Raw genomic sequence first — 26,646 nt, 5'->3', positions numbered from 1 at the left:
CGATCGCGTCGCCGATCGACGTTTCGACATTCCGACCCGCCGCGCGGCCGCGCATGCTGCCGCCGTGTGGGAGCGGATGACGTCCCCGTGGCAGCGGAGCGCCCACGGCGACGGACAAGGCAGGCGTTCCTTGGCAGCCATCGCTTGGTGACCGCGACAGCTGCGACTGGGCAGGTCTTCCATGTTCGCTGGCGCAACGCCGGCTTCCAGGATCGATCATGCGCGACTCTCGTTTTTCCCTCGTCAGTGCAGTGTCTGCAACAGATGCAGCGGCCCGGTTGGTCGAGCCAATCCGGTTCCCGGACACCGGTTTTCTTCGTCTGAAGCAATTGCTGCTCTTCATTCCGATGTCCCGGGCGACCGTCTGGCGGCGCGTCAAGGATGGCCAGTTTCCGAAGCCGGTGAAGCTCGCGGGCGCGATCACGGCTTGGCGCGCAGAGGATATTCGCCGTTGGATGCAGGAGTGCCCGTGACCCAAGTGGCGGAGCAGTCGCGGGTGCAGATTGCTGCGCGCAGCATGTCCCGCGTGGGCGCTGTTGCCAATGTGCGCCAAGTCGCGCTTTCTGCAACGAGCGGAATGGACCGCTCGGGGCTGCCGCCGGACGTGAACTCTCCTCGTCGAGCGCCAACAACGGCCTGCTGTTGTTTATGGCGACTGGCACCCGCCGTCGATTGCTAGAGCAAGATCGTTGCAGCTAGTCGCCTGCGCAGCAAACCTGGACGCCAGTTGTTCAGGGATTGCCGCCGTCGCCACCATAAAGCGGGTGGGTGGTCCAGGCCAGTTATCGGCCGCAGAGGGCTCCGTAGCATGCGTGGTTCGAACGACCGCACTGGAGTGGCCTGCGGTCATCCCGATCGTCGTCGCTCTACTATTTGAACATCACGAGGCCGAGCGGAGGGTCTGGTCCGGCCTTGAGGCCAGCGACGCCCCTGTAGCTGTAGTGGCGCGCACGACCGGTCTGAAGTGGCTTGCAGTCCTTTTAGTTTTGACTCTGTCGATCCTGGACTTTGGCAGTTCAACGACTGCGGCCGAAAGAGATGCGGCGACCGCGCCACGCGACCAAACAGTCCACTCAGCACTGCCCACCTCCAGCCAACCGAGATGACAACACCGTGCTGACCTCACGTGGACGAGTTCACCGGTTGCGCGGCGCTCGCCGTACACGCTGCGCAGTCGTCGGCCGTACAGCGCGTGCCAATGGTAGAAGAACTTAATTTCTTGCCCGACATGGGCAGAATGAACCGGAACTGGAGATGGGCCACAAGGCATGGATGTTCGTGGGCAGCAAAATGGCCGGCCAGCGGGTCACCTTACCGCTGGCAGCCACTGGCCGATGCAGTCAGCGGATGAAGAACATCGAGACGCTCATCGCTGAAGGCGGCGACATCACCATCGGCATGGTTGCAGGCGTCGAGTGCGGCGCCACGGCAGCAGATGGCCACAACGCGCTGGCCATGCTCGTGCGGCGTGAAGGAGAAACAACAGCGCCTTGCTGCGTCATTTATACAAGGCCGTCGGCAGGTACGACCTCACGACGAGCCAACAGACGAGATCAACCCGCCCTGACGACTCCGTCAGCTGGCTCGAGGTGGTATGACTGGACGCCCACGCCACACGAGTACCTGCGCAGAGAAGAGGCAAATCTCCCCAGCACGGTCGCTATCATTCAAACCAATTACATGCCCGCGAGCGCGGGCCGGGGAGACGGCTTGACGACGGCCTCAAAGATCACCATTCAAGAAACCTTAGATTTGCTGGACGGGCCCTTCGCTGCCGTTGCGAAGGGAATCGGCGAAGGCTCCTACACCTTATGGCTCGGGTCGGGCATCTCACGCGATCGTGTCATCGGTCTTGATGGCGTTCTTGCCAAGTTGATCGAGTTCCTTCGGATTAACGTCACGCCCCATCCGGATTGCGCTCACCGTCGAGCGCTTGAGAAGCTGTTCCGGATGTCAGGCTTGCCAGCTGCGGACATGGCGGGTATCGACCTTGGCCAATCCGCCGCGTCCTGGCCGGTCCTGAAGGCGCTTGTTGCGGCACTTTGGAATCAGTACTCCGCGGTCCTGTCCATCGAAGTGGGTGACCGCAAGCTCGACTATCTGCTCTGGGATGGATTGGACTTTCCGAACACGTTCGCCAGCCAGGATGCGGATGCCGAGCACCTGGCCATTGGCATGCTCTCGCTGGAAGGTGCGTTCTCCCTACTGGCGTCCGCCAACTGGGACGGTTTGCTGGAGGCGGGCGTGCGTGAGCTTGGGCATCCGGAGACGTACAGGGTTACCGTGACCGGCGAAGACCTGCGCAGTCCCGCAGCGGCCGTGGCGACGTTGTACAAGTTCCATGGATGCGCCATCCGTGCAATCTCCCACGAAAACCCGTATCGCCGTCTTTTGATCGCTCGTACTTCGCAGATCACATCCTGGATGACCAACGACGATTTTAAGATCGCGCGCGACCAGCTGGGTGCGATGCTTCAGGTGCAGCGCACGTTGATGGTCGGCATGTCGGCGCAGGATGAGAACATCCGGCACACCTTCGCAAACGCGAACGCGCACAAGGGCTGGCAATGGGACGCGGCGCCCACTCCCGTCCTGTTTTCGGCGCAAGAACTTGGCGACGATCACCGAAACCTGCTTCAGAACGTTTACGGCGAGATCACCTACGAGACGCACAGGGCGGCGATCTGCCAAGCCGCGCGCATACAGGCTTACGCCAAGCCGCTGCTGATTGCCCTCCTGCTTCAAGTGGTGTCCAGCAAGCTCAAGGTGTTGGCCAACGACGTGACGGCACCTGGACTTGATGGCGTCGCGCGCAACTCGATCGTTTCCGGGATTTCGTTCTTGAGAAGCCGTGCGGCGTCGGGAGGTGATGTTGACCGACTTGCCTATGTGAAACAGCTGGCGGCGACACTTGCTCGCGCGATGCACCAACATCATGCTGGGGTGAGCGCGAAAGGCCCGCAGCGGTACTTCCCGATCGACAGCGATCCAGTGTTACGGCTCAAGGACAAACTGATTCATCAGGGCTCCGGCATGCGCGAGGCGGCGGCCGCCCTCGGCTTGATCGGATTCGAAGAAAGTTCCCACGCGTGGCGAACATCCACTGACGACCCGCTGGACGCCCGATCGGGAGCGCTACGCCTGACCTCGACCACGGGATCCGCCCGGGTGTTTCTCGCCGCGAACGATGACGCCATTACCGGGCTGCTCGAGTGCGAGGCATTCGAAGATTCGGACGCAGACGTAGTGGTCATCTGCTCGGGGAGGGTCACGGCTCGGCAGTCACGCAGTCCCAGTGGTCATCGCCGCACCGGGGTCGCGACCGCTCGCTACGTAGGACTTCGGGAGATGCTCCGCGATGCGCGCGACCTGGACGATCTCCGAGAACGGTTTCGGCAGGAAGTGGCACTATGACGACCAGCGACCGCGTGGTGGACCTTCTGGTAAGTGAGGGTGGCTACAGGGAATTGCCCAAGCCCTTCAAGGTCGGCGCGATTTCGTTCGACTTCACCCACGTGCTCGTCGCCGGTGAGCGAGCAAACGATCTGGTGGTTGTGATCGAAGTCAAGGGCGACGCGCAGGATGATGCCGTCATCCGCAGGATGCTTGCCTTCACACGTGCCCTGGACGTCATGAGATCCAAACGACCGGTCACCGCCGTGCTGACGTCCGGTCAAGTGAGTGCAGAAACCGTGCGTTCTATGAGCAACGTCTGCCGGGTCCTTCCGTTGGGTGCGCCTTCCGGTCCGACGGCCTTGACCGCTGTCCGCGATTGGCTGTCCGTGCTCCTGCCGCTCCAGCAGCCCAGCACGAAAGAGCTGCAAGTGAGTTGGGAACACGATTTTCGCGCGCTCCTTCCGCAGGACGTCACGGCCGACCTTGTCGAGGCCGTCGTTGGCGCTGCCGCACTTGGCAAGGAGGCAGTGGAAGCGCAGTTTTCCAGCGCGATGGAGAACGCAATTGCTCCTGCGCTGCAGGAAGAGGGAGACAACTGATGGCCTCGCAGCGTCTCAACTCTCTCACAATCGAGAATTTTCGCAGCCTGCGCGGCAAGGTCGTGATACCGCTGCATGCGCAGGTCATTTTGGTCCATGGCACGAATGGCATGGGAAAGACCAGCGTGCTGTCCGCTCTTGAGCTGGGCCTGACCGGCAAGATCTCTCACCTAGCGGCTCCGGGCGACCCGTACAAGTCGTACTTGGCCACGCTTGGCACGGATGGCGGCTCGATCAACCTGACGACCACCACTGGCCAAGGCGATGTCGGACACGGCTCGCTCACTTTCGGAAATGGCGTGTTCGAGGACAAGCCGTTGTTGCAATCTGCGGACGCCCGCTTTTTCTCCGAGCGTTGCTACCTTCCTCAAGCCACTCTCGGGCGCTTGCTTGAGATCTACAACACCCAGGCTTCATCGGCGACGTCGCCGCTGACGTTGTTCGTTAAGGAACTTCTTGGGCTTGACCCTCTTGACGCGCTGGTGGACGGGCTCAACGCCGCGCACCACGTTGCGCGACTGCGCAATCTCGTGCCTGCCCAGAGAAGACTGGAGACCCTCCGCGATTCAATCGAAGAGGATATTGGTCGCTTAGATGAGCAGCGGACTGCTCTGCAGCGGGAGACGCAGGATCGCGAGCGGGACGTCCGCGAGTCGATTGCCGGTTTGAGGGGCGAGGTTGCGCAGGCGGAAGCGCCTTTTGACTCAGAAGCGATACGCGTCGAACTGCAAGCTGACCGTAGCTTAGAACAAGAGCTTTCCGATCGCATCCGGCAGGTGGCGGAGTTGCGGAGCTTGGAAGAACGATGGAAGTCCCTGCCTGCCGACGACGCGAGCCGCGACATCGCAAGCCACGAGCGGCACGCGCAGGCCTGCGCGGGTGCGCTGCGGCACTGGCGCGAGGGGCCTGGGGCGAAGCTCGATACGGTAGTGGCGACAGTGCGGGCTGTGTTCGCGGACGTTCCGCTGGTCGATGACGGACCCGAGACAAGTCACGCCGAGGCGAAGCGGCGCGCCGCGTCAGAGTCTGCGAGGTGCATTCAACTGACCACCAGAAGCGCCGCCGCGCAGGCGCGGATCACGGACCTGGACACCACGATCGAGCGCTCCACGAAACGGATCAAGGAAATCAACGATGCGCTGGCCGTCGCGGCGAACGATGCCGCCGCGCTCTCCAGCGCGTTGGCGGGGGTTATGCCGCACGTGAGGGGGGATCATTGCCCGGTGTGTGACCGCGACTTCGCGCAGGTTGGTGGCGAACCCTTGTCAGTGCACATCGCTGCGAAGATCGCGACACTGACCAACGAGGCTGGCCGGCTTCAGGGCCTTGCGACGGAGCGAGCCGAGGAGGCCGACCGCCTAGCTTCGGCGCAGCGTGAGCGCCTGGGTGCCTCCAGCAACCTTTTGTCCGCGGAAGAGAACGCTGCGATGACCTCGCGTGCGACCCAAATGTCCGAAGCGGCGGAGCAGCTTGAATCGTTGGGGGAGGTCGTTCGCATGTGGACGCATCTCATCGACGAGGCCGCAAAGGCGCACGAAGCGGTTGCGCAATTGCGTCGCCGTGACGAATCGTCGCAGTCGCTTCTTCCCGCTATCGAGGTGCATCTTGTTCGCAGCGGGGGGCGGAGCATAAGCACGTATCCGAGCGTGGAGGCCGCGATCGAAGAGGCTGAAAGGCTTTCGGGCGAACGGGTAGTTGTTGCGGAGAAGCGGCTGAAGAACCGGGTGGCCGTGTTGTCCCAACTTGACCTCCATGCAAAAGACGTGAAGACAGCTTCCAAACTGCAAGCCGATCAGCAGGCGCTGAAAAAGCGCCAAGCCACGGTGCTCGCGGCCGAGAAGGCTGCTAGCCAACGTCGAGACACGGCCAAGAAGATCGCGGCCGCCGCCGACAGGACAAGGTCGGAGATCGTCAAAACGGTTTTCAACACATCGCTGAACAGGGTGTGGCGCGATCTGTTCGTGCGGTTGGCACCATCCGAACAGTTCGTACCAGCTTTTAAACTGCCCTCCACGGACGGCGGCAAAGTGGAGGCGGTGCTCGAAACCTTGTACCGCTCCGGCACACCCTCTGGCTCACCGGGGGCGATGCTCAGCCAAGGCAATCTCAATACGGCCGCGTTGACCCTCTTCCTGGCGCTGCATCTTTCGGTCCCCGTGCGCTTTCCCTGGCTAATCCTTGACGACCCGGTGCAGTCCATGGATGACGTGCACACCGCGCAGTTCGCTGCGCTGTTGCGCACCTTATCCAAAAGCATGGATCGGCAGCTTGTGGTCGCGGTGCACGAACGCGCGTTGTTCGATTACCTGACACTGGAACTCAGCCCCGCGTTTCCCGGTGACAGTCTGATCACGGTAGAAATCTCACGCAACTTTCAAGGTGACGCCGTAGCGACGCCGCGCGCGTTTGGCTACGAAGAGACCTTTCCGATTGCCGCGTGAAGGGGTTCGTTCTCAGCAGCGGGTGGGGCGCCACAGGCTCTGGCACCGGTGTGAGAATGCCGGCCAACTTGTACCGCTTGATTTCTACTCCGTGCCGGATCGCGAAGGCGCATGCCACTGAGCACTTCAGCGTAGCCGAATAAATGTACGAACTGCATCGTCTGGGCTGGAACAGCTTCCAGCAACTCTGTCTCAGCATCGCGCGGGAGGTCCTCGGGCAAACTGTCCAGTCTTTCCTTGATGCGAACGATGCGGGACGCGATGGCGCGTTTGCAGGTCATTGGAGCCCCAAGCCGGGGCAAGACTACAAGGGAACGTTCGTCATCCAGTGCAAGTTCTCCAAGGTCGCGGGACGGCGACTTACCGTCGCCGATGTCGCCGAGGAGATTCCTAAGGTGCGCGCTTTGGCTGCACAGGGGTTGTGCGACGTCTACATCCTGATGACGAACGCCGGGGTCACGGGCCGGCAGGATGCCCGCATCCAGGCAGAATTCGTGCAGGCCGGGGCGAAGAATGCGCTGGTGTTTGGCGTGACCTGGATCGAGGACCAGATCCTTGGCAGTGCCCGTCTGCGCATGCTGGTGCCTCGCGTCTATGGCCTGGGGGACCTTAGCCAGATCCTGGATGAGAGGGCATACAGGCAAGCGCATGCGGTTCTGGAGTCCATGAAGGACGAGCTTGCGAAGGTCGTCCTCACCGATGCCTATCGCAAAGCCGTCAGGGCACTTGATGCGCACAGCTTTGTGTTGTTGATCGGTGAGCCTGCGGCAGGCAAGACTACGATTGCATCGATGCTCGCGATGGCGTCGGCGGACCGCTGGAAGTCGTTGGTGGTGAAGGTCGACGACCCCTCGACCATTGTCGAGCGCTGGAATGTGGACGAGCCGTCGCAGTTCTTCTGGGTCGACGATGCATTCGGATCGATGCAGTACGAGTCTTTGCTCGTGTACGAGTGGAACCGTAAGCTGACTCAGGTCAATGCCATGCTGCGCCGAGGTGCCAAGATCGTCATGACTTCGCGAGACTACATCTACAACCGAGCGCGCCAAGATCTGAAGGACAGCATGTTCCCTCTGGTCAGCGAGAGCCACGTAGTGATCGATGTGCATGAGCTGTCGAGCGCGGAGCGCGAGCAGATTCTTTACAACCATCTCAAACTAGGGGCTCAGCCACAGGAGTTCGTGGAAAAGATCGTGCCGCATCTGGACGCTGTTGCAGCGCATCCTCGCTTCGTGCCCGAGATCGCGCGACGCTTGGCCAATCCGAAATTCACGGAGAAGCTCTACCTCAGCCGCTACTCGCTTGAGCAATTCGTGGAAAAGCGTGAGCAGCTGTTGCTCGATGTCATCGAAGGACTCGACGACCACAGCAAGGCCGCTCTCGGGTTGATCTACATGCGTCGAGGCAACTTGGAAAGCCCTATCATGCTCCGCGAGTCCGAGCCGCAGGCTTTGGAGCGGATGGGCAGTACCTTGGGCGAATGCCTCAAGGCTATGGAGGCCTTGAACGACAGTCTTGTCATTCACACTTGCATCGACGACCAGACGGTATGGCGCTTCAAGCATCCAACCATCGGCGACGCCTACGCGACGAGCCTTGCCAAGAGCTCGGAGATGCTCGTGATCTATATCCGCGGCAGCGCCACGGAGAGTCTGTTGTCCCAGGTAACCTGCGGTGACGTCGGCCTGCAGAACGCGCTTGTCGTCCCCAAGTCGCTTTTCGCGATGATGGCCGAGCGACTGGGCTCTTACGCTGTGAGCAAGACCTTCAAGCAGGAGTGGCTGGGTAGCTGGATGGCTCGGCGCAACATCTGCCAGTTTCTCGCAGACCGCTGCTCCAAGGAGTTTCTGTCTCAGTACCTTGCACAGGCGCCCGAGCTGCTTGAGTGGGTTTCCGAGCCGGAGATCGGTCGTTACGCAACACCGCAGTCGGACTTGGGAGTCCAACTGCATCGATTCGGGTTGTTGCCGGAAGCGAACCGAAAGCGGTTGGTCGCGGCAGCCTGCAAGGCCACGATCTCGGGAAATGGCGTGGTTGCGCTCAGCAACTCGGGCATTCGAGGCCTTCTTCAGCCAGAAGAATCAGCGAAGCTCGACGAGCGCATGCGTTTAGAACTCCTGCCGAAGTTGCCAAGCCTGAGGTCCGAGAGGCAACTCAGCCATGACCCATCAGAACGGGCCGATGAGCATATGGCGGGCATGCAGGAATCCTTCTCCGAGCTCAAGCGCCACTTTCTCGCCGATGTCGATGTGGTCGAGCGGATCGACGGCGAAGCCAAGCTTGCCAATGACTGGGTCGCAAACGCCAATTCGCCCGAACCCAAGCGGGGACCCAGGGCTCTGGGCAAGGTCGAGCATGCGGAGGGCAAGCATGGCGCGCGCAGCATCTTCGACGACCTCGTTGTCCGGGAAGGCGACGGCGTTGATGGCTCGTCGCACTAGCGACCTATGAACTGCCCGCGAGCCGCCAACGGCTATTGCATGCCGCCTGCGAGCATGCAGCCGGCAGGCGCCAAGGCCGTGTCGCAGCATCGCCAGCCAGTCGAAAAGCCCACACGTCCAGCCACCCACAGCTTCCATGGCCAGGCGCACCAAGGATGGCGCACTGCACGCGCTTCGTGGAGATCACAGCCGCGCTGGACCGCCCATAGGTAGCGTCATGCCTTCGCATTTGGCAGCTCAGTAGTGGTTAAACCTGGGTGAGGCCGTAGTGGCCTTAGCCGACGTTGATCTCGGTGGCAGATCCGGGACCCGTCCGCAACTATTCCAGGACCACAGATTGGAGTCCGCGGACTGCATGGATTTCATCTTCAGCGCGCGGTCCGTGTCTTGCAGGAAGTCGCCGTTCAAGTGGAGCGGCACCGGTGCGGGCCCTGCATCGAGCAACAGCGCATTCGCGAAAAGGGCTGCGCTCGCGTCGTAACGCAACGGCTTGAAGAAGCGCCGTTGCTGCGCGATCAGGGCCTCGACCAGCGGCAGTTCATGCAGGCCTTCCAACGGGATCCAGTCGCGGCTGGCGAGCATCAGGCTGGCCGTGTCGACTTCGAAGGCAAACGGACGGCGGCAGCGCACCAGCGCGGCCACGAGCAAGCGCAGGCGTTGGTCCGACTGGGCATCGTGGGCTTCCAGCAGTGGGCGGTAGGCGCGCACGAGCCTGCCCCATCCCTGGGGCGCGAGCAGCAGCGGCGTGTCGGGCATGTGCCGGATCCAGAGACGGTGGTAGAGGTCGCCCGGCTCGGCGCGCTTGAGATCACCGATCACCAGCACCATCGGCGAACGACCTTCCTCTGGCCGCGTGATGGCGAGGCATTCGCGCCGCTGCGCCGCCTGCGCCTCCTTGCGCCGCTCGTCGAAGGGCTCCGGCACGTACAGCCGTTCGGCCAGCTCGCTGCCGTTGACCGTGACCCCCGCGGCCGCTTCCATCAGGTACTTGCGCAGTACGGCCTGGTTGCGCTTGCCGGCCATGGCCGGCGTCCAGCGGTTGAAGCCCGCGCGCTCCAACAGGTAGTGCAGGACTGCGCGTAGCGACATCCGATGGCGCGGGCTCGCGACATCGCCAGGTTCGCCCCGAGCGCCCGGCGGACTGCCGCGCCCGGCCAGGCGTGCCCAGGGAAAGTCCACACGCAGGGCCACCCGGTCGGGGCCTGTGTCCAGTACGGCATCGCCGACCAGGCGCCCCAGGCCCGAACAGGCGCCATCCGGCGCGTAGGACGGACAGGCGGGATGGTGCTGATCGCCGGTCTGCGGCATGCGCTTGACGAGGAAGCGTTCGTGCCGCGCGATGTACATCTCGACCCCGCCGGCCATGCACAGACACCGCGGCCGTTCTCCAGCCGCGTGGGCGCGTGCCAGCGCCTGCTGCAGCGCGGCATCGTTGGCCTGCCACAGCCCCGCGCGCAGTTGGAAGCGCTGTGCCTCGGCCGGGCCGTCGACTTCGATGTCCACGTTCCACCTACACCAGGTCCTGCATCAGGACGGCCAGGGTCGGCACGCGCCGCGGGAACTGCTCGCGCACATGGCGGCGCTCGGAGATGCCGAACAGCAGGCCGATCTGGGCCTCGTCCGCGCCGCGGGCGTAGAGCCGCGCGGCGAGCGTCTGGCGGGCGGTCAGCGCGGTCAGGTGCGGATGGTCGGCGTGGCGGAACAGCGTGCGGTAGCGGTCCCAGATGGCGCGGCACTGGTAGCGGTGCTGGCCCTCGGCGCCGTAGGCAGTAATCGCGTAGCCGCAGCCGGAAGGGGACAGGAACAGGCGGCTGTTGGGTGCCAGTCCGCGGAACGTGGCGTCGTCGCCCACGCCGCGCTGGCGCCCCCAGCGGTCGGCCAGGTATGCGTCCAGGGCCTCGCGCAGGCGCGCGCTGCCGAACACCAAGGGGCGGGCACGGCCGGTGATGGCGATCTCGCCACGAATTTCCGAGAACCTGCGCACGCTGCCGTCGGCGAGCAGATAGTCCCGCACCTGCAGACGCGCGATCTCCAGCGGGCGCGCGCCCGTGGACAGCAGCAGGTAGTACAGCGCCACATCCTCCAGCGGCTGGCGGCTGCGCGCGCGGATGCGGTGGGCCCCGGCGGCGATGTCGTCGTCCGACAGGCAGGGCGCGCGCGGCTCCACGCAGCGTTCCAGCTGCCCTGGCAGGTCCAGCGCGCGCAGCAACGCTCCGCTGTGCTGACGCAGGCGGCGCACCGAACTGGAGGCCTCGACGCTGAGGCCCTCGACGCGGCCACTGTCGGCCAGCCGCGCCGCCAAGGCCTTGATCTGGCGCTCCACCACGGTCCGGCTGACGCCGTGTGCCGTGGCGACGGCTTCATAGGTCTGGTCCGCCAGGACTGCGCGCAACATGTCCACCGTGCCCGCATTGATAGTGCCTGGCGCCGCGCTGGCGCCTTGCAATTGATCGTCCATCGGGTCACTCCTTCCAGCACGCCCTGTGTTGCGCGCCTGGAACTGAATGCTGGTCCAAAGCCGATGACCGCGCGAGCGAAAACAGGCCTTGATTTGCGCGATATCGACCCCGAGGCGGCGCAGCATCCGGCGGGATGCCCGGACCGCAGGCGCAGCGTCAGCACAACGCCGCCGCAGAGGCTTGTGCGGACGGCTGTTGCAATTCGCCACAACCCGGCGGCGCGCCGCGCGTCGGGCATCAGGTACCAGCAGCGCCGCGGCGCTTGAGGCCGGCGGGATCGGCGCGAGCATGGTCGGGCCGGCATGTGCCGGTGTCACCGATGGAAACCACCATGTCCAGTGCACTCGTTTAGGTCCATGGCGGCGTTCCGGCGTCTGCGGGCCTGCTCGGCCAGGGTCCGCTCCGTATCCCCACGGCCGGCAAGATCCGACCCGGCATCATGGTGCTGACGCGCCGGGCGGCCGAGCATGCCGAGGCGAAGTCGATCTACCGGCAGGGCGTGTCCGAGGGCCAGTCGTTCGAGCAGATCGAGCGCGCGCTGGCCCAGGCCTTGCCCGCGCTGAAGTCCCCGCTGGTGCCGCGCAACGTGCCGTGGTTCACGGTGCGGCCGCAGGACTTCCCGAACCCGGAGATCGCCGCGCAGATCCTCGACGCCTACGGCGAGGACCGCGGGCACGGGCGGCGGCTCTACCGTTTCCCTGTGGTGTTTCCCTCGGACCACTGGTCGACCGTCATGCCGCACGAGCTGGCCTGCTGGACCACCCACGAAAAGCGGTACTGGTCCCAGTACGGCCCGGATGGGCAGCAGCGCCACTGCATGCGCCATGCGCCCGTGCCGCTGGACAGCAGCGGCCGGCGCACCATCCGGGTTTTTGGCGGACGCAAGGCGGTGCCGCGCGAGGAGAACGGCGGGCTCTGCGATCCGGAGGTCTGCCCGGAATACCAGGATCGCCAATGCAACCTGACGGGCCGCTTCGTGTTCTTCGTGCCGGGCGTGCGCTCGATCTGCGCGATCGAGCTGCCGACCAACAGCTTCTACGCGATGAGCCGCGCCATCCAGCGCTTTCAGGCCGTGGCCCAGCTGCGCGGTGGCCGGATCTCGGGCTTCCTCGGGCGCGAGCGCAGCTGTTTCAACCTGACCAAGGTGCTGCAGGACGTCGCGCATCTGGACGAGCAGGGGCGTTCGGTCCGGGTGCCGCAGTGGATCATCGAGCTGGAGGCGCCCGTGGACGTGACGGCCCTGTTGCGCGAGCGCGAGGACGAGGCCACGGCGCTGCGGCAGGCCACCGGGGCAGCAGCGGCGCTGGAGGGCTGCAGCGCTGTCGAGCCGGCCGAACGCGAGACCGATGCGCAAGACGGAGCGGTCCCGGCCGGCGCGGCGTCCTCGCCGACCGTGGCCCAGCTGGTGCAACGCGCGGGGGCGATGGGCCTGGCGGCCGAGGACTACCTGCGCTACGTGGCGCGGCGTTTCGGGACCGGCTGGCAGCGCCAGGTGGCCGTGCGCGCGCAGGCCTGGGGCGAGCTGGAACGGCACCGCCATGACCCCAGCGGCTATGGCGACAAGGTCGCTGCGGCCCTCGCCGGTTGACGCGGCCGGAGACCGACCATGCGCATCGCCCACCTGTCCGATCTGCACTATGGCACGCGCACGCTGGAGGAAGCCGACCGCTGCCTGGCCCACGCGGTCGACCGGATCGGCGCGCTGGGCGTCGATGCCGCCGTGCTGTCCGGCGACGCCACCGACCATGCCCTGGCGCTGCATTCACCCGCCGCGGCCCGGCTGCTGACGCAGCTGCGCCGGTTGGCGGATCACTGTCCGGTGTTGGTGCTGCAGGGCACCTATGCGCACGAGCCACCGGGCGCGCTCGACGTGCTGCGAACGCTAGGCGGGCGCCATCCCATCCATGTCGCCGACCGGATCCAGCAGCTGGCGCTGACCCAGGCCGGCCATTGGACAGCCTCGGCCGCCTGGTGCTTCGACGTGCTGCCGGCGGACGCAGCGGCCGTGTTCTGCTGCGTGCCCACGGTCAACAAGGCCACGGTCGCGGCGGCCGTGGGCGCCGCCCAGGCCGGCGCCGAACTGGGCGACCAGCTGGCCACGCTGCTGGCCGGCTTTGCGCCAAGCCACCGTGCCGCGCGTGCGCGCGGGCTACCGACGATCGGCGTGTCGCACGGCACGGTGTTCGGCTGCCTCAGCGAGCACGGCGTGCCCACGGCCGGCTTCGACCACGAGTTCACGACGGGTGCGCTGTTCGCGGCCGAGGCGCAGGCCTTCCTGCTCGGCCACATCCACCGCCACCAGGCCTGGCGGCAGCACGACGCCTGCGGCACGCAGTGCATCGCGTACGCCGGCTCGATCGGTCGCTTTCACCATGGCGAGGAGGGCGACAAGGGCTTCTTGCTCTGGCAGGTCGAGGCCCACCGCGCCGATTGCCGGCTCGTGCCCACTCCGGCACGGCTCACCGTCGACATCGTGTTCGCGGGCCGGCCGGACCTGGACGCGTTGCGTCTGGCGGCCGCGCGCGAGGCCGTGGCGGGCGCCAGCGTCCGCGTGCGCTGGACCATCGCCGACGAAGAGCGCTGTGCCGTCGACCGTGCCGCCATGCTGCGCATCCTGGCGGGCGCCACCGATGTGCAGCTGGAGGGCCGCATCGTGCCGCTGGCCCGCGCCCGCGCGCCCGGCATTGCGCAGCTGCCCAGCCTGGCCGACAAGGTCCAGGCCTGGGCGCGCACCGTGCAGGTGGACCCCGACCCGTTGCTGGCGTGCCTGGCGGAACTGGCCGCCAGCCCTCCCGACGACACCGCCGCACGGGCGCTGGCGCTGCCACCGGCGGCTTTGCGGCCCGACTGGGCCGAGCTGCCGCCCGAGGCGCTGGCTGCGGCGGTTTGAGGGGCGATCGATGGGGGCTCACCTGGTTTGGTGAGCCGAAGGCCAGCGGGGCCATCGTGCGCCCCGCCGCCGCGCTGCGCGACGCCCGCCGCGTCTCCACCCGCCGGAGTGCCCTGTCCTTGTTCCTTGGGCAGAATCGCACCATGGAGGAACTCCTGAACCTGTCCGAGGTCGAGCTCGAACGGCTCGCCGCATCCTGGCGGGCCGAGGCGCTGCGCGGCGTGCGCGAGGCGCGCGGCCAGGCCCATTTGTGCGAGGCCGAACTGCGCCGCCGTCGCGGTGCCGTCCCGGTACGCGACCACCGCACGCTGGACCTGCGGCCGCTGGAGTCGCGGCAAAGCCGCCCGCGCTGGTGGGCATTCTGGTCGCCGCGCTGAGATCCAGCCGCGGCTTGCAGCGCGTCCAGGCACCGGCATGCTGGGGGCATCGGGACCGGTGTCCCGGGAGGGCCTCGCATGCAACCCTTGCACCTCACGCTCACTGGCTTCCGTGGGATCCGCGACGGCCTGGGGCTGGATGAACTCCGCCTGGACCTGCAGGCCTTGGCCGGCGATGCAGCGCTGGTCGCCATCACGGGCCGCAACGGCAGCGGCAAGACCACCGTCATGGACAACCTCACGCCGTACTGCCTGCTGGCCAGCCGCGGCAGCGGGACGGGCGGCTTCAGCTATTACGACCATGTCTTCCTGCCCGAAAGCGTCAAGGACCTGGTCTGGGCCCATGCCGGCCAGCGCTACCGGTCGCAGATCGTGGTACGGCTCAACGGTCGCCGGCGGACCGAGGCCTTTCTGCACCGGCTCGACGACGATGGACACTGGCGACCGGTGGTGCTCGACGATGGCCTGCGCTCCGACGGACGACTGGAAACGTACAACGGGTGCGTCGAACGCCTGTGCGGCAGCGCGGACACCTTCTTCACTTCGGTTTTCGCGGCGCAGGGCCGTCGCCCGCTCAGCAGCTACCGCAACGCCGAGATCAAGGGCTTGCTGGCCGACCTGCTCGGGCAGGACCAGATCCTGGCCATGGGCGCGCAGGCGGGGGACACCGTGCGCCTGCTCAAGGGCGGCCTGGCCGGCGTGCGGCAGGGCGGTGCCGAACTCGAACTGGCCTGCGCGCAGGTGGCGGCCGAACTGCAGCGCCTGGGCGGTGCGTCCATGCGCCAGGAGCGGGCTGCAAGCGTGCTGCAGCTGGCGACCGCCGACCTCGAGGCCGCCGTGGCGGCGCACGCGCGGTGCACGGCCGAACACGCGCAGCAGCAGGCCGTGTCGCCGCAGCGCGCCCGGTTGGCGCTGGAGCTGCGGGCGCTGCAGGAACAGGCCCGGACCACCGCGCAGGATTTCCAGACGCAGGACACGGCTGCGCTGCGGAGCCTGGAGCGCCTGCGGCAACGCGTGCAGACGCGCGGGGCGCAGGTGGCGCAGCGGCGGGACACCTTGTTGCGTGCTCAGCAGGGCTGGATGCAGACCCTGGCGCAAGAAGGATCGGTTCGGCATGCGCTGCACCGGTTGCCGCTGGCGCGCCGGAGCCTGGCCTTGCGGCAGGCGAGGGCGCAGGCGGCCGCGGACGGGGTGGCGGCGTTGCGCGAGGCCGAGACGGCCCAGCAGCGGGAGGACCAGCGGCTGGCCGCCATCGAACGCGAGGCCGGCAAGGCGGTGCTCTGGGTGCAGGAGCTGACCCACCGCGCTGGCCTGGTTACTACCGTCCCGTGCGTCGGGACCGACCTGCAGCACCGCTGCGGCCTGCTCGGCGATGCCCACGCGGCACGACGCCTGGTGCCCGATGCGCAGGCCGTTGTAGACCGCTGCGCGCGGGAGCGGCGCCAGGTGCTGCAGGACAGGCGCCGGACGCTGCAGCGCCTGTACGATCTTGCGCGCGCGCCTCAGGCGCTAGTGGTGGCCGAACAGGCCGCGCGGCGTGCGGGCGACCGTGTCGTCGCGCTGCGGGAGCTCGCGGCGCAAGGCCCGGCCTGCGACCAGGCGCGCTCCGCACTGGCGGATCTGGCGCTGGACCTGGCAGCGCTGCCCACGCCGGATCAGGCGGCCGACTGGACCGCGGAGGACCTGGCCGAGCGCAGCGAGATCCTGCAGGCGCGTCGGTCGGTGGCCGCCAGGGCGGCGCAGGCCCGTGCACGGCTGTCGACCGCACGGGCACGCTGCGAAGCCGCGTTGGCGGCGCTGCCGCCGGCCCCCGATGGATCGGCGCTCGCGCAGGCCGCAGCGGCCGTGGCGCGCGCACGGACCGCTCAACTGACGGCGCAGCAGGCGCTGGTGGCCGCCACGCGTGAGCGGCAGGCGGTCGATGGCTTGCAGGCGCAGCACGCGGCACAGTCCCAGCGGCTGGCGGCCATCAAAGCCCATGCGGCCAGCGTCGAACGCGCACTCGGCGACTGGACCCTGCTGGCGCGCTGTCTGGGCCACGACGGCCTGATTGCGCTGGCGATCGACGATGTCGGTCCCACGCTGGCCCATCTGACGAATGAGCTGCTGCTGGCCAGCCACGGCCCGCGCTTCACGGTCGTGCTGCAAACGCAATGCATGTCCGGCAAGGGCGAACTGCGCGAGGGCTTCGAGATCCTTGTGCATGACGGTGACAGCGGTGAGCCCAAGCCACTGGGTCTCATGAGCGGCGGCGAGCGCACCTGGATCGAGGCCTGCCTGGTGCGTGCCGTCGCGCTTTACCTGGCCCAGCACACGGGGCGCGGGTACGACACCTTGTTCTCGGACGAGGCGGACGGCGCGCTTGATCCGGAGCGCAAGCGCATGTTCATGGCCATGAAGCGTGCGGTGCTGCGGCTGGGTGGCTATAGCCGCGAGTACTTCGTGACGCAGACGCCCGAACTGGTCGCGGTGGCCGATGCCGTCATCGACCTGGACCGGCTCTGGGCAGCGCGGCCCGTGGAGGCGCTGCACGATGCGTGACGCCGGCCGCCTAAGCGGCGGCTGCTGCGTCACGCCGTGCGCGACGGCCGATCCGGCGCAACGGCAGGCGCCCGCCGCACGCGGCGCGGCGCCCGCTCGAGGGATCGACCCCCCGGCTCTGCATCAGATCAGTCCGCGCTCCGCGAATGAGACCAACTGGTCGCCACCCACGATGAAGTGGTCGATGCAGCGGACATCCACCAGCGCCAGCGCACTCTTGAGCGTGGCGGTCAGAACCTCGTCGGCCCGGCTCGGTTCGGCACTACCGCTGGGGTGGTTGTGGGCAAACGCCACGGCCGCAGCGTTGTGCGCCAGTGCGGCCTTGACCACCTCGCGCGGGTACACCGAGGTCTGTGTGAGGCTGCCGCGGAACAGCTGCTCCAGCGTCAGCACACGGTGCTGGGCGTCCAGGTACACGACCAGGAACACTTCATGCTCCAGGCCCTCGCAGTGCAGCCGCAACCAGTTGCGCAGCGTGCCGGGGCTGTCCATCAGGGGTCGACCCTGGAGGTCGCGTTCCATCTCGCGCAACAGGAGTTCGCGGGCGGTCGCCAGCAGGTCGCGCACGCGGTCGGCCTGCCAGGCCGCGCCTGCTGTCACGCGCTCGCCCGTGCAGGCGGCACCGGTGGCGGGCATGGGCGCCAGCAGGCGCTCGATCAGCGCCGCCTGGCTCATTCTTGTGAGGTCCATGGCATTCTCCTGAGTAGGGTGGAGCGACGCCGCGCCCTTCAGGGGCCAGTCGCCCCATGGGGTTGAAGCAAGTTTCGGCAATCCCTGTCGGTGCCGCATCGCAGTGCGGTGCCAGGCGCACCGTGGCGGGCACGCCACGCCCAAGGTCTGCAGTGACACCTGGCCGACATCGCCGTGTCGGCCCAGAAATCTTTGTGTCGTTGGCGCGAAACGCTGACGCAAAGGGCTTGACCTGCGGCACGATCGCGGCAGGAGGTGCACCTGCATGCTTTGCCTGGGCTCTGCGATCCGTTTGACGCACGCCGAGCGCGCACGGCTGCTGCAGCTCACCGACATCGCGCCGGACGGTATCCGCTCACGGGCCGACCTGTGGCACTACGTGGCGCGCTGCAAGGCGCACTACTGGGGCCGCTCCGAGGACACGCGCTTTCTGCACTGGCTGATCGACTGCGAGGCCGCGCGCTGTCTGGCGGTGGACGACAGCCTCCTCCCCGAGGGTGAACCCCGGGGAGGATGACCGTCGCCTCAAGCGCCTCCGACAGCGCGGACGACCGTGGCCGCCGTGGTCTGCGCAGGGTCGGTGTGCACCGGCGCTGCCTCCGGCGGCGTGACCCTGGCGTCCGCCGCCTGCGCACGAAACGACGACTTAGCGGCCCGCATGCCCGGGTCGGCCGACAGTCGGCGCACCTTGGCCTTGGCAGGCTCGCGCGCGTCGACGGCGTCTGCGGGCAGGCAGGCCAGCGCGGTATCGCCCGCGCGGACCAGCGTACGGCGCACGGCACCCGGTCCATCGACGAACAGGGTGCGGACGATCCAGCGCGCGCACCAACCGATCCGCGCGTCGCGGGCCGTGCGCGCCTCGGCCAGCCGCAGGGATTCGCGGCAGGTCAGGTACAGCGCCAGGTGCACGCGCTTTGTTTCCGGGTCCAGGTCGAGCTGGGCCAGCACTTCCGCCGCGATCGCCGGGTCGTGCCGGGCGCGGCGGTAGAACGACACCCAAGCGCGCTCCTCCTCGGTCTGGACGCTGGGGCGGTGCGCAGGGCTGCGGAACGAGTGAACGGTCATCGTGGATCTCCTGGTGGGGCGCGTCGAACGGGGGTCGAGAGCGCCGGGGAACCATTCACGGCAGGGCGACGGCGACCGCGAGCGGTCGATCGGCGCGGACCTCTGGCAGGAACAGGGCTGGCACGGCCCGGCGTGGACGCGATGTCGTCTGGGGGAGGGCGACGCCCCCCAACAGGTAGGGCACACGGCGCTGGGACTGCAGCATGGGAACAGCGGACATGGGGTTCTCCTTCATGGTGGACAAGGGAACGCCCATCCCCGACGGGGACGAGAGTCCCCGGTTGGGAAAGCGCCAGACGGGATGGCGCACGGACTGCGGACTGGCCTGCGGGACCAGTACAAGGTGAAGGCCCGCATCCACGGACGCAGGCCTTCGCTCGATGCCGGACAGCGCGGGCTGTCGTGGCATGCGTTCGGCATCGGCGCGAGGCCGACGAAGGGTTCCAGACCATCCGAGGATGGCCAGCCGGCATGGGCCGGCGCTACAAGGCAGGTGACGACTGCGACGCCAGCGAGCTGGACTCCAGGGGCGCCAGAGCGACCGTTGAAGGCTTGGTAGACGCGATGTCCACGAGAGCACTACCAGTATGGCGTGAGGGAGCCGCTGGAAGTAGTCCTGCGAGGCAGTTGCCACACGAGAACGTCCGGCGATGCGGGCGTTCTCGGCGGTTCGCGGCATAGGGTGCCATGTGAACAGCCCGAGTTGCCGGACCGTTTGTTCGAGACGCTGTGCGAGCACATGTCCCGCTTGCGCGTTGCGCAGCGCAAGCGCGCCCCAACGCCGTTGCAAGGTGCGGCCACAGAGATGGGTTTGTCAGGTCGTCGGCCTACATCGCGGACAGGCCGCCGCTCGTAACTTGGCATGTCTGACTGCGGGAAGGCAAGATGGACAAGGCAGAAGCGCCGCGACTGTCGACGTGCCGGGGAGCCTGCTGGAATCCTATGCCTGCATGCGCATGTGCTGGTTCAAGATCAGTCAGCTCAAGGAGAGCGCGCTGCGGCGCCTGGACCACCGCGCCCACCCCTAACCACAACGAAGGAACAGCTATGGCAGATACCCCCACCCCCAGCGGCGAAGGCTCGCGACCTACGACCGACGGGACGGTTGACAACATCGGCGCAGGCGGCAAGTTCGACGTTGGCCATGCTGCCACCGGCGAGCCCAACGAAGGTCCTGCCAACCCGGAAGGCATGCAGGACAAGCGGGCCGATGCAGACGCTGCTGAGCATGACGACTCCGTCCCGCTGGGGCTTCATGGCGACCAGCACGCGCAGACCAACCAGGAGCCGCCGGAGCACGGCGGCTGAGCGGAACAGAGCTTGCCTGCGCTACGTCCTACTGACGCCATGCAGGCTCGCACCTCTCCCGTCGAGACATCAACAGGCCGCAACGGCGTGCGGCCCCCCCGCAAGCGCGATTCGGAGCCCCCCATGGCTGACACCCATCTTCATGACCCACGCAACAAGTTTCCGGTGCTCCCTTTTCCACGGCAGCATCAGGATGTGCCAGGCAAGCAAAGCGCCATGCAACCTGTGCCCGACTGCGGTGAAAACTCCTACGCGGGTTCCGGCAAGTTGAAGGGCCGCAAGGCCATCATCACCGGGGGCGACAGCGGCATCGGTCGCGCCGTGGCCATCGCCTACGCGCGCGAAGGCGCGGACATCGTCATCTCGTACCTGAACGAACACGATGACGCCGAGGCGACGGCTGCGCTGGTGCGCGACGCTGGCCGCAAGTGTGGCCTGGTGCCAGGAGACATCCAAGACCAGCGCCACTGCCAGTCCATCGTCCAGCGCGCCGTGGAGGAGTTGAGCGGGCTCGACGTCCTGGTCAACAACGCCGCGTTCCAGATGTCGCACAAGGACCTGCAGGAGTTCTCGGCCGAAGAGTTGGATCGCACCTTCCGCACGAACGTGTTCGCCACGTTTTTCCTGACCCAGGCCGCCGTGCCCCACACGCCTCCCGGCAGCAGCGTCATCAAGACGGCTTCCATCAACGCCGACAAGCCCAACGCGACCTTGGTGGCTTACGCTGCCACCAAGGGCGCGCTACAGAATTTGACGGGCGGCCTGGCGCAACTTCTTGCCGAGAAGGGTATTCGGGTCAACTGCGTCGCGCCCGGTCCTGTGTGGACACCTTTGATCCCCAGCACCATGGATGCGGAAAAGGCCTCACAGTTCGGCGCGCAGGTGCCGCTCAAGCGCCCAGGGCAGCCCGCCGAACTCGCTGCGGCTTACGTCATGCTGGCCTCGGAAGGCGGCTCGTACATTTCGGGTGCAACAGTGGCCGTGACCGGCGGCGTGCCGCTGATCTAGCGGTTGCGCGCTTCGCCGCCCTCGAGTTCATTGCCATGCGTTTGCCGCTCTGTTCCAAGGTCACGGGGACGTGCCCGTCAAGGCCCGTTGCAACGGGGGCGGCACTTGCGCCGACATGGCGCGATCCAGGCGCAGCGACGGGGCACAGGGCCGAGTGGGACGCTCAGGACGATGAGGAGCGAAGCGCTGAGCATGGCGCGCTGACGTGGCTGATGGTGTGTGGGTTGGCTGCGGTGATCGGCGTCGCCGCCGTCGTCATCGCGGTACTCTGATAGGCACCCTCGCGTTTGAAGTCAAACGCCGGCCATCATCTTTGCAAGCACCGCCAGCCCTGCTTCCGCGTTCGGCGCGCAGAACCAGGTCTGAGGCCAGCTTTCCGTTGCACGTTCGTCGTATTCTGTCCCTCTGTATTGGCGGAATCCCCCACGCATCCGAACGAGCTTGACGTTGTGCATGTGGACGAGCTGCTTAGAGAGGCCTGGTAGCCCCAGCAGTTCGGCATGCCAGTGGGGGTGGTTGCCCCAATCCATGCAGATCACGACACCAGCCAGTGCGGGGGGCGCAGCGACTTCCGACGCGGAAAGCTTCAGGCCCTGCCTGCGCATGCAAAACACGACACAGCGGTAGCCCGCCTTTCCTTTGGCATCGAGGTCGGCGGGCGTGCCAGGCGCCCAGTTCCCCAGCCGGTAGCAGCCAGACCCGGGCTCGAACCACGGTGCGATGTCGCTCACGCCGAGACCTCGAACCAAGCAGCGCTGATGGCCGCCAGGCTCTGCAGCCCGGCCTCGCGTGCCACCAGGTGCGCGCGCTTCCATTTCCGAGCCAGGGCCTGCTCGTCGTCGGTCAGCGTGCGGCCGAGGTACTCGGCGTCCTGCAGGGTTCGCAGCGTCTCTCGCACAACCTCCGGCGTGCCGAGCTTGTCCTCCATCACCTTGGAAAAGCGCGTCTCCGCCTCGATTCGTTCGGAAGGCCCTAGATCGCTGTCGCGCAATCGGACCGTGTACGGCGGCGGTGGCGGCGGCGGCGCTGTGGGGGGCGCCGGCGGTGCCATGTCGAGGGAAAGCTGGATGCCCTGCATGGTTGACATCTCCGAACAACTGATTAAAAAAACAGTATATGCTTGCAATATGCTGCCGGCGCAAGATGGCTCGACTGCTGATCAGCCTCGCTCGCCCGCGGAAGCCCGCTGCTTCCGGGATGCCTGGCGCCAGTGCACCGATCGATATGGAAACGAAGGGCGTTGCGCTTGGGCACGGCTTGGAGAACATCGACCAAGTCAGCGGAAAGGGCTGGGTTTCAATGCGGCAGCACCGATGTCCGGTTGGGCAGCCGGCGGGCATGTGGATCACCTGGCTGAGGAACGCCCTGCACCCACTTGAGTGCTTGCGGACATCGCGACGCCGCTGCTGTACGCCGTGCTGGACAAATCCCATGCGAGGCGACGAGACGGCGTCGGCGCCACGCACAGCATCAGGGCAGGCGCGTACGGCGCTGGTGAAGGGCGTCCAACGCCTTCGGCGGCCGAGAGCGCACGCTCAAGACGTGGGCAATACCACCTGTAAACCTTGGCGAGATGACGATGCGTTACAGCCATCTCACAGGCAGTTGAACACGCCGGATGACCGATGGCGGGTTGAGCAATGCCGGCGCGGCCGGTGCGTTCAGCAAGCGCAAAAACGCGCTTGGCGAACCCAACAACGGCGCCGCTTCACACGAGCGCATGTAGGACAAGGCGAACGACGCGGCGTCTGCCGAGCACGACGACTCCGTGCCGTCCAACCTGCAGGGCGACCAGCATCCGCAAACCAACCAAGATCCGCGCTGGCTGTTGCGTTCGCCTGGTCTACCGGGTCCAGTTCGCGCAGCCCCAACCGGCCCACGATCCCCCCACCAGCCAGGCGCCGCTGCGCACCAGCCGCCAGGCGGTGTCACCGGCTGGCAACTGCACGAGCCAGACGTCGCCGCTGCGGTCGGCCCACAGCACGCGTGCGTCGACCTGGGCCACGGCGTTGAAGGCCTCGGCACCGTGGATGCCGGGGCCGAACACCACCAGCGATGGTTGATCTCCCGCAGGCCAGGTCGCTGCCATGGTGGCTGCGCCCAGCGTGACGACGACCAGCGCCCCCACCATCGCCCGCGCCCCATGCGCGGCCAAACGGCCAGGGCCGGCGCCGGGCGGAGCGCCGCGCCGCAGCCACAGGCCAATCGCCAGCGGCAGCAGGCCGAATACGGCGAACCACAGCAGGTCCCAGAACAAGGGGTCGGCCGCATCGCCGCGCACGCGGTGGATGCCGGTCAGCCAGTGCGACAGCACGGCATCCAGGATGTGCCAGCCGCCGAAGCCGGCCAGCGCCGCGCCGCCGAGACGACGTGCTGCACCCGGGCCTTCCTGCAGCGCATGGCGCGCGCGCCACAGGCCCACCAAGGCCACGCCGGCGACGACGTACATCAGCAGGTGGAATAGGCCGTCCGCTAGCATCTGCATGCGCATGTCCTGCAGCGCCGCCAGCCGCACGTCGCTGAGCAGGTGATGCCACTGCAGGACCTGGTGCAACAGGATGCCGTCGAAGAAGCAGCCGAGCGACAGGCCCAGCAAGGCGGCCGAGCGGCCCGGCGAGGGCTTCATGGGCTGCTGCCCGGCTCGGTGTCGGTCTTGCCCTGTTCCTGGGCCTCTTCGGTCAGTTCGCTGTAGTAGCGCTGCGTGGCCGGCCCGCGCGGCACATCGACATGGCCGTGCGCCACATCGCGCGCGGCCTGGTGCATGCGTTCGCTGGGCTCGCCGGTGCCGCTGTCGGACGACTCGTCGCGTTCATGCGGAAGCCGCGGCGCGACCTCGCCGTCCACCACCGCATGCGTGGCGCCGGGGCCGACGGCCCCCGGCTCCACCACCGGGCGCGGGGCGGCGGCGCTGCCGGTGCTGGCCGGGCTCGGCGATCGCGTGGGCGTCTTGCGGTCCATGGGCTCAGGCCGCCATGGCGTTCGGCGCCACGCGGTCCCAGCGGCGGTGCGCGCCCAGGTCGGCCATGAAGCTGGCCATGACAGCGGGCAGCTCGGCGCCGACGGAGACGCCGGCCGCCGGGGCCGCGCCTGCCAGCACGCCGGCGGCAGTCAGGAAGTCGCGGCCTTCGGCCAAGCCGGCCACGGGCTTGGCATGCTTGAACGCCTCACGCACGAAGTGCACGGCGTCGCCGCTGGCCTTGAGCTGCGCCACGTTGCCCGCGCCGCCGAACACGCACACGGCATCGAACACCACCGAGGGCATGGTGACGATGAGGTGGTCGACCGGCAGGCTGTCGCCCGCGGCGCCCTTCAGCGTGCCCAGCCGCGTCGACAGCACCTTCACCGCCGCACCGCCCTTGATCAAGGCGGCCTTCATGGCCTGCAGGCTGGCCACGTCGACACCATCGGCCGCGAGGAAGGCCACCTGCCGGCTGGCGATGCCGGTAGGGTTGCCGCGCGCGATCATGCTGAGCTTAGGCGACGGCGGGTAGCGCTTGTCGCCCACGCGCACGCTGGCGGGCGGCACCGGGATGCCCAGCACCTGGGCCACGCGCCCGGCCAGCTCGCGGTCCACGTTGACCAGGTTGGACAGCATGCGCACGCGCACTGCCGCCACGGCGACCTTGGCCAGCTCGAACTGCAGCGCCTGCACGATGTGCTGCTGTTCCACTGGTGTCTGGCTCTGCCAGAACAGCGTGGCCTGCGAATAGTGGTCGGCGAAGGTCTCGGAGCGGTGCCGCACCTTGGGGCCGTTCACGGCCTCGGGGAAGCTCGCGAAGCCGCCTTGCGATGCTGGCACCTCGCGGATCGGCGGCGCGTCGATGGAGCTGGGCTCGTAGTTGATGCGGCCCTTGGCAATCGTCTGGCGATGGAAGCCGTCGCGGTTCATGTTGTGCATGGGGCAGACCGGCCGGTTGATCGGGATCTCATGGAAGTTGGGCCCGCCCAGCCGCGTGAGCTGCGTGTCCAGGTACGAGAACATGCGGCCCTGCAGCAGCGGGTCGTCGGACACATCGATGCCGGGCACCAGGTTGCCGGTGTGAAAGGCCACCTGCTCGGTCTCGGCGAAGTAGTTGTCGGGGTTGCGGTTGAGCTGCATCTTGCCGATGGGGCGCACCGGCACCAGCTCTTCCGGGATCAGCTTGGTCGCGTCCAGCAGGTCGAAGCCAAAGCGCGTCGCGTCGGCTTCCTCGACCACCTGCACGCCCAGCTCCCATTCGGGGAAGTGGCCGGCGTCAATCGCATCGGCCAGGTCGCGGCGGTGGAAGTCGGGGTCCTTGCCGGCCAGCTTCTGCGCCTCGTCCCAGGCCAGTCCGTGCACACCGGCGAGCGGCTTCCAGTGGAACTTGACGAAGCGGCTCACGCCCTGCGCATTGATCATGCGGAAGCTGTGCACGCCGAAGCCCTCCATCATGCGGTAGGAGCGCGGGATGGCCCGGTCCGACATGATCCACATGACCATGTGCGTGGACTCCGGCATCAGCGAGATGAAGTCCCAGAAGGTGTCGTGCGCGATCGAGGCCTGGGGGATCTCGCGGTCGGCCTCGGGCTTGGCGGCGTGCACGAGGTCGGGGAACTTGATGGCGTCCTGGATGAAGAACACCGGGATGTTGTTGCCCACCAGGTCGTAGTTGCCTTCCTGCGTGTAGAACTTGGTCGCGAAGCCGCGCACGTCGCGCGCCGTGTCGGCCGAGCCGCGCGAGCCCGAGACGGTGGAGAAGCGCACGAACACCGGGGTGGTGAGGGCGGTGTCGTTGAGGAATTTCGCCTTGGTCAGGCTGTCCTGCGGCGCGTAGACGCGGAACACGCCATGGGCGGCAGCGCCGCGCGCATGCACCACGCGCTCGGGAATGCGCTCGTGGTCGAAGGCGGTGATCTTCTCGCGCAGCAGCTGGTCTTCGAGCAGGGTCGGGCCGCGGCGGCCTGCCTTGAGCGAGTTCTGGTTGTCGGAGATCTTTAGGCCCTGGTTGCTCGTGAGCAGCTGCCCCGTGTCCACGGAGGTTTCGGTCGCCAAGTCGGCCGCCTTGTCCACGGCCTTGACGGCCGCGGCAGCGGGGGCGTTGGGCGCGTTCTGCGCGGCGGCGCCCATCAGCAGGGGCGCGACGGCCGCCCCGGCGGTGGTGATGCCGGCCGTGCCGAGAAATCGCCTGCGGGAGGGCTCAACCGTGCCTGCAGGGCTTTGCTTGTCATCGTTCATGGGAAACTTTCAGGGGATTGAGGGGTGGTGCACATCCGTCTGGCACGATGGCGTCTGGCCACGTAGCGGGGTGCGCGGACCAAATCGATGCAGGCCCAGAAGCAAGCTGCGGTGCGAATGGGATGGTTGGCCTGCACGACGATCCGATGCGTGGGACAAGGCGCAGACATCAGCGGGCGCTTGTCCCACGCACAAGCGAGCGAACGGGGCAGCCATGTTGACTGACCTGGGTCG

General features: G+C 67.0%; 22 protein-coding genes. 12 read left to right on the top strand and 10 right to left on the bottom strand.

Annotation, left to right across the window (positions count from 1 at the left end; genetic code table 11):
* The first annotated feature begins 218 nt into the window (after positions 1-218).
* The 5 genes from ASF43_RS05695 to ASF43_RS05675 all read left to right on the top strand — a co-directional run bounded on the left by ASF43_RS05695 (position 219) and on the right by ASF43_RS05675 (position 8,877).
* Positions 219-473 carry an AlpA family transcriptional regulator gene (locus ASF43_RS05695; protein ID WP_082497618.1) on the top strand — a complete coding sequence of 85 codons (255 nt, stop codon included), beginning with the start codon at positions 219-221 and terminating at the stop codon, positions 471-473.
* 781 nt (positions 474-1,254) lie between these two features.
* On the top strand, positions 1,255-3,414 hold the full coding sequence (locus tag ASF43_RS05690) for an SIR2 family protein (RefSeq protein ID WP_082497617.1): 2,160 nt from the start codon (positions 1,255-1,257) through the stop codon (positions 3,412-3,414).
* Entirely contained in the window at positions 3,411-3,995 is a 585-nt protein-coding gene (locus tag ASF43_RS05685) for a hypothetical protein (RefSeq protein WP_056177533.1), read from the top strand. Before ASF43_RS05690 ends, ASF43_RS05685 begins: the two co-directional genes overlap by 4 nt.
* A complete protein-coding gene (locus ASF43_RS05680) occupies positions 3,995-6,436 on the top strand; it encodes an AAA family ATPase (protein WP_056177531.1) in 2,442 nt (813 codons plus the stop codon). Before ASF43_RS05685 ends, ASF43_RS05680 begins: the two co-directional genes overlap by 1 nt.
* A gap of 143 nt (positions 6,437-6,579) precedes the next feature.
* On the top strand, positions 6,580-8,877 hold the full coding sequence (locus tag ASF43_RS05675; RefSeq protein WP_056177529.1) for a DEAD/DEAH box helicase family protein: 2,298 nt from the start codon (positions 6,580-6,582) through the stop codon (positions 8,875-8,877).
* Positions 8,878-9,114: 237 nt separating this feature from the next.
* Here ASF43_RS05675 and ASF43_RS05670 read toward each other — a convergent pair whose 3' ends face one another.
* Both ASF43_RS05670 and ASF43_RS05665 read right to left on the bottom strand, forming a co-directional pair.
* Positions 9,115-10,380, bottom strand: a complete 1,266-nt coding sequence (locus ASF43_RS05670) for a DUF1173 family protein (RefSeq protein ID WP_056177527.1) — start codon at positions 10,378-10,380, stop codon at positions 9,115-9,117.
* 7 nt (positions 10,381-10,387) lie between these two features.
* Positions 10,388-11,335: a site-specific integrase gene (locus ASF43_RS05665; RefSeq protein WP_056177525.1), complete on the bottom strand. Its 948-nt coding sequence runs from the start codon at positions 11,333-11,335 to the stop codon at positions 10,388-10,390.
* Positions 11,336-11,718: 383 nt separating this feature from the next.
* Between ASF43_RS05665 and ASF43_RS05660 the strand changes: the two genes are divergently transcribed.
* The 4 genes from ASF43_RS05660 (at position 11,719) to ASF43_RS05645 (ending at position 17,144) form a co-directional block, all read left to right on the top strand.
* Entirely contained in the window at positions 11,719-12,924 is a 1,206-nt protein-coding gene (locus tag ASF43_RS05660) for a hypothetical protein (protein ID WP_369803241.1), read from the top strand.
* 18 nt (positions 12,925-12,942) lie between these two features.
* Complete coding sequence (locus tag ASF43_RS05655; RefSeq protein ID WP_056177523.1) at positions 12,943-14,226, top strand: metallophosphoesterase family protein; 1,284 nt, start codon at positions 12,943-12,945, stop codon at positions 14,224-14,226.
* Between the two features lie 143 nt (positions 14,227-14,369).
* Positions 14,370-14,603 (top strand): hypothetical protein, encoded by a 234-nt coding sequence (locus ASF43_RS05650; RefSeq protein WP_056177521.1) that lies wholly within the window; start codon positions 14,370-14,372, stop codon positions 14,601-14,603.
* Between the two features lie 78 nt (positions 14,604-14,681).
* Positions 14,682-17,144, top strand: coding sequence for a hypothetical protein (locus tag ASF43_RS05645; protein ID WP_056177519.1), 2,463 nt, complete (start codon positions 14,682-14,684; stop codon positions 17,142-17,144).
* A 123-nt stretch (positions 17,145-17,267) separates the two neighbouring features.
* On the opposite strand, the gene ASF43_RS05640 is transcribed toward ASF43_RS05645, so the two are convergent.
* On the bottom strand, positions 17,268-17,834 hold the full coding sequence (locus tag ASF43_RS05640; RefSeq protein WP_056177517.1) for a RadC family protein: 567 nt from the start codon (positions 17,832-17,834) through the stop codon (positions 17,268-17,270).
* Positions 17,835-18,099: 265 nt separating this feature from the next.
* Here ASF43_RS05640 and ASF43_RS05635 point away from each other — a divergent pair, with 265 nt between their 5' ends.
* Complete coding sequence (locus tag ASF43_RS05635; protein WP_056177515.1) at positions 18,100-18,351, top strand: hypothetical protein; 252 nt, start codon at positions 18,100-18,102, stop codon at positions 18,349-18,351.
* An 8-nt stretch (positions 18,352-18,359) separates the two neighbouring features.
* Here ASF43_RS05635 and ASF43_RS05630 read toward each other — a convergent pair whose 3' ends face one another.
* Together ASF43_RS05630 and ASF43_RS05625 are read right to left on the bottom strand one after the other, a co-directional pair.
* Positions 18,360-18,899, bottom strand: a complete 540-nt coding sequence (locus tag ASF43_RS05630; RefSeq protein ID WP_056177513.1) for a hypothetical protein — start codon at positions 18,897-18,899, stop codon at positions 18,360-18,362.
* Positions 18,900-18,954: 55 nt separating this feature from the next.
* Positions 18,955-19,119, bottom strand: a complete 165-nt coding sequence (locus ASF43_RS05625) for a hypothetical protein (RefSeq protein WP_156373146.1) — start codon at positions 19,117-19,119, stop codon at positions 18,955-18,957.
* An 827-nt stretch (positions 19,120-19,946) separates the two neighbouring features.
* On the opposite strand from ASF43_RS05625, the gene ASF43_RS05620 reads away from it, so the two are divergent.
* Together ASF43_RS05620 and ASF43_RS05615 are read left to right on the top strand one after the other, a co-directional pair.
* On the top strand, positions 19,947-20,207 hold the full coding sequence (locus ASF43_RS05620) for a hypothetical protein (RefSeq protein WP_056177508.1): 261 nt from the start codon (positions 19,947-19,949) through the stop codon (positions 20,205-20,207).
* A 123-nt stretch (positions 20,208-20,330) separates the two neighbouring features.
* On the top strand, positions 20,331-21,215 hold the full coding sequence (locus ASF43_RS05615) for an SDR family oxidoreductase (RefSeq protein WP_082497616.1): 885 nt from the start codon (positions 20,331-20,333) through the stop codon (positions 21,213-21,215).
* Between the two features lie 293 nt (positions 21,216-21,508).
* Here the strand turns inward: ASF43_RS05615 and ASF43_RS30415 are convergent, their stop codons facing one another.
* From ASF43_RS30415 to ASF43_RS05595, 5 genes are all read right to left on the bottom strand, one after another.
* The gene (locus tag ASF43_RS30415; protein WP_156373145.1) at positions 21,509-21,946 is read right to left on the bottom strand and encodes a hypothetical protein; all 438 of its coding nucleotides are present in this window, start codon (positions 21,944-21,946) and stop codon (positions 21,509-21,511) included.
* Entirely contained in the window at positions 21,943-22,293 is a 351-nt protein-coding gene (locus tag ASF43_RS05610) for a hypothetical protein (protein ID WP_156373144.1), read from the bottom strand. The genes ASF43_RS30415 and ASF43_RS05610 overlap by 4 nt, the downstream gene beginning before the upstream one ends.
* Before the next feature lie 765 nt (positions 22,294-23,058).
* The gene (locus ASF43_RS05605; RefSeq protein WP_056177502.1) at positions 23,059-23,841 is read right to left on the bottom strand and encodes a DUF2243 domain-containing protein; all 783 of its coding nucleotides are present in this window, start codon (positions 23,839-23,841) and stop codon (positions 23,059-23,061) included.
* Entirely contained in the window at positions 23,838-24,173 is a 336-nt protein-coding gene (locus ASF43_RS05600) for a hypothetical protein (protein ID WP_056177500.1), read from the bottom strand. Before ASF43_RS05600 ends, ASF43_RS05605 begins: the two co-directional genes overlap by 4 nt.
* A gap of 4 nt (positions 24,174-24,177) precedes the next feature.
* Complete coding sequence (locus ASF43_RS05595; protein WP_156373143.1) at positions 24,178-26,412, bottom strand: catalase; 2,235 nt, start codon at positions 26,410-26,412, stop codon at positions 24,178-24,180.
* Positions 26,413-26,646 lie beyond the last annotated feature (234 nt).

The sequence above is a fragment of the Pseudorhodoferax sp. Leaf267 genome (assembly GCF_001422405.1).
In the GTDB taxonomy this organism is placed as follows: domain Bacteria; phylum Pseudomonadota; class Gammaproteobacteria; order Burkholderiales; family Burkholderiaceae_C; genus Pseudorhodoferax.
This window is presented reverse-complemented; position numbering and strand designations above follow the sequence as displayed.